Origin of the sequence: Kitasatospora sp. NPDC057518 (genome assembly GCF_042802075.1) — a bacterium.
Taxonomy (GTDB): domain Bacteria; phylum Actinomycetota; class Actinomycetes; order Streptomycetales; family Streptomycetaceae; genus Kitasatospora.
Window position 1 is genome coordinate 1 of record NZ_JBHVEU010000678.1, and the last position, 3,063, is coordinate 3,063.

General features: G+C 73.3%; 3 protein-coding genes and 3 tRNA genes. All 6 read right to left on the reverse strand.

Annotated elements, in window-relative coordinates; translation table 11 throughout:
* Positions 1 to 19 precede the first annotated feature (19 nt).
* The 6 genes from ACFU7Z_RS38205 to ACFU7Z_RS38230 all read right to left on the reverse strand — a co-directional run bounded on the left by ACFU7Z_RS38205 (position 20) and on the right by ACFU7Z_RS38230 (position 2,854).
* Positions 20 to 92, reverse strand: a tRNA-Ala gene (locus ACFU7Z_RS38205).
* A 186-nt stretch (positions 93 to 278) separates the two neighbouring features.
* The gene (locus ACFU7Z_RS38210) at positions 279 to 407 is read right to left on the reverse strand and encodes a DLW-39 family protein (RefSeq protein ID WP_014137031.1); all 129 of its coding nucleotides are present in this window, start codon (positions 405 to 407) and stop codon (positions 279 to 281) included.
* 259 nt (positions 408 to 666) lie between these two features.
* On the reverse strand, positions 667 to 1,029 hold the full coding sequence (locus tag ACFU7Z_RS38215; RefSeq protein WP_117488751.1) for a DUF6191 domain-containing protein: 363 nt from the start codon (positions 1,027 to 1,029) through the stop codon (positions 667 to 669).
* A 178-nt stretch (positions 1,030 to 1,207) separates the two neighbouring features.
* Positions 1,208 to 1,281, reverse strand: a tRNA-Ile gene (locus tag ACFU7Z_RS38220).
* A gap of 85 nt (positions 1,282 to 1,366) precedes the next feature.
* A tRNA-Ile gene (locus tag ACFU7Z_RS38225) sits at positions 1,367 to 1,443 on the reverse strand.
* A 16-nt stretch (positions 1,444 to 1,459) separates the two neighbouring features.
* A complete protein-coding gene (locus ACFU7Z_RS38230; protein WP_074001901.1) occupies positions 1,460 to 2,854 on the reverse strand; it encodes a cyclopropane-fatty-acyl-phospholipid synthase family protein in 1,395 nt (464 codons plus the stop codon).
* Positions 2,855 to 3,063 lie beyond the last annotated feature (209 nt).

A 3,063-nucleotide genomic window follows, 5' to 3' on the forward strand; every position in this document is an offset into this window, starting at 1 on the left:
GGGCTACTGCTGTGGACTGTGGAGCATAGGAGACTCGAACTCCTGACATCTGCCTTGCAAAGGCAGCGCTCTACCAACTGAGCTAATGCCCCTCGACGGCACCGCGCGCGTGCCAACGGGCACTAGCGTACCGGTTTCCGGCGCGATTCCCAGCGCCGTCCCCCCGGAACGGTGCCGTTCCAAGGGGTCGGCCGGTCCGGTTCGTCGACCGGGCCGGCCGGCCCGGGAGGCGCCGACGGGCGCCTCCGGAGTTCGTCGATCGTCAGATCGCCGGGGGCTCAGCGACCGGCCGGGACCGGGTCGGTGGCCTCGGTCCACAGGTCCTGCTCGGCGCGGTCCGCCTGGACCTGACGGTAGACAAAGAAGCCGCCGAGGGCGACCAGGGCGACCAGGAGAAGCTTCTTCACCGCGGGACCTCGTCCTTCTTGCGTTGGTGGACTCAAGAGCCGGATCCGGCCGGACTGACCGGGCCGACGAGTCCAGTTGTGTTTCGAGCGCGAACGGGCGGCCGGGTGCCAGACTGCCCTTGCGGCCGATGATACACACCGGTGTCCCAATCGTGACCAGCCACCGGTGCGGCCAACCCGGCGGTCCGGTCCCAGGATTGACGCCGCACCTCCTGGCGGGCGGTCCGACCGTGCCCGGACCGTCCCGCGCGCCCGCGGATCAGACCCGGCCCGCCGAGCCGTCCGCGGGTCCGCCCGCCGTCCCGTCCGCCGGGCGGCCCGGTGCCACCACCACGGCGGTGCCGTTCGCCAGGTCCACCCTGGTCCGCGGCGGCGCCCCCTCGCCCTCCTCGTCCCGCAGCATCAGGGTGCTGCGACGTTCGTCCAGCTCGTGTTGCTTGCCCGCGGCGAACTGCGCGTGCAGCTGCTCGAACCCGGTGGCCGAGATCTGCCCCTCCCGGCCCGTCCCCCGCCAGGGCACCCAGCGGGCGCGGCGCGCCCGCAGTGCCAGTTGATCGAGCGCGGCCAGCACCACCAGGGCGCAGACCAGTCCGGGGATGCTCATCGCCCAGAACACCGCCATGCCGTCACCAACCCTCCACCGTCCCTCCCCCGAGAACCGTCGGGAGGGGCGCGCGGTTCCCGGCCCGGCGGCGGGAATGCGGTGGGAACGCGGCGGGCATGCGGCGGGACGCGCGGAGGCAGCGCGGCGGGAAACGCCGAAGGGCCCGGAGTGGATCACTCCGGGCCCTTCGGGGAGGTGGGCCTAACAGGACTTGAACCTGTGGCCTCTTCCTTATCAGGGAAGCGCTCTAACCGTCTGAGCTATAGGCCCTCACCGATGAGAGATCGTACCGGATGCCGGCCGATCCGCGAAAACGCCGAAGGGCCCGGAGTGGATCACTCCGGGCCCTTCGCGGTGGTGGGCCTAACAGGACTTGAACCTGTGGCCTCTTCCTTATCAGGGAAGCGCTCTAACCGTCTGAGCTATAGGCCCTTGCCGCACTGAAAGATTAGCGGACCGACGGCCGATCTCCCAAATCCGGGTCGGCCGGGGCTGCGGCGGCACCCCCCGCGACCAGCTGCGGCGCACCCACGGAGGGACGCAGCAGCCACTCCTCGCGGGTCGGCGGCAGGCCCGCCGCGCCCTCCTCGGTGCTGCGGACGGCGAGGACCTGGTTGATCCCGATCCGGTTCTGCTCGAAGGCGAGCGCGGAGGCCGCCATGTACAGCCGCCAGACCCGGGCCCGGCCGCGGCCGACCAGCCGGACCGCCTCCGTCCAGTGCGCCTCCAGGTTGGCCACCCACTCGCGCAGGGTCAGCCCGTAGTGCTCGCGCAGCGACTCGACGTCCCGGACCTCGAAGCCGGCCTCCTCCAGCCGGGCCACCGTGGACCCGACGGGGGAGAGCTCGCCGTCCGGGAAGACGTAGCGGTCGATGAAGGGGCTGGTGCGGTGCGGCACCCCGGGGATGTCGGGGCGGCGGGCGATCTGGTGGTTGAGCAGCCGGCCGCCGGGCACCAGCAGCCGGTACAGGCCCTCGGCGTAGACCCGGTACTGCTCGGAGCCGACGTGCTCGGCCATCCCGACGCTGGAGATCGCGTCGAAGGGCCCGTCGGTGATCTCCCGGTAGTCCTGGAGCCGGACCTCGACCCGGTCGGACAGCCCGGCCTCCTCGACCCTGGCGCGGGCCAGCGCGACCTGCTCCGTGGAGATGGAGACGCCGACCGCGGTGACCCCGTAGTGCTTCGCCGCGTGCAGCAGCAGCGAGCCCCAGCCGCAGCCGACGTCCAGCAGGCGCATCCCGGGGCGCAGGCCGAGCTTGCGGCAGATCAGGTCGAGCTTGGCCTCCTGGGCCGCCTCCAGGCTCTTCGCCTCGGGCGCCCAGTAGGCGCACGAGTAGACCATCGAGGAGCCCAGCACGATCCGGTAGAAGTCGTTCCCGACGTCGTAGTGGTGGCTGATGGCCGCGCGGTCGCGGCTGCGGCTGTGCAGCCGCCCGGGGGCCCTGCGGACCTCCTCGCGGGGCGGCTCGGGCTCGAGGCCGACCGCCCCGGCCCGCAGCGCGGCGGCGAGCACCCGGCGGCCCTTGGGGCCGAGCGCCTCGCGCGGCCCGAGGGCCAGGGTGCGGACCTCCGGCCGCTCGGCGAAGCGGGCGACGGCGGAGAGCGTCTCGTACAGGTCGGTGCCGGGGGCGAGTTCCAGGTCCCCCGCGACGTAGGCCCGGGCCAGGCCCAGCTCGCCCGGCTGCCAGACCAGCCGGCGCAGCGCCCGGCGGTTGCGCAGGACCACGGTGGGCGCGCCCGGCGGCCCGGCGGTGCTGCCGTCCCAGGCCTGTACCCGCAGCGGTACCGGGACCCCCAACAGCCCTTCGAGGGCTTCGACCAGTTGACCTGCGAGCTTCGCCACCGCGCGCCTCCGTCCAGTCGTCCTGCGGAACCTCAGCTGACCCGGTCGGGCGGACCGGGGGCGGCCTGCGGCACTCCCCGGCGCGGGACGGGCGGCACCCAGCTTGTCCCACCGCGGCCGCCCGGTTTCCGGGTGGCACGCCGCGGGCGGCCGGCTGTCACCCGAAATGCCGACGGGCCCCACCCGCTGCAACAGCGGGTCTTCGGGCC

What these genes read in the sequence shown, in the direction of transcription:
- ACFU7Z_RS38215 (WP_117488751.1), bottom strand. Translation starts at nt 1,029, where the DNA reads ATGGCGGTGTTCTGGGCGATGAGCATCCCCGGACTGGTCTGCGCCCTG.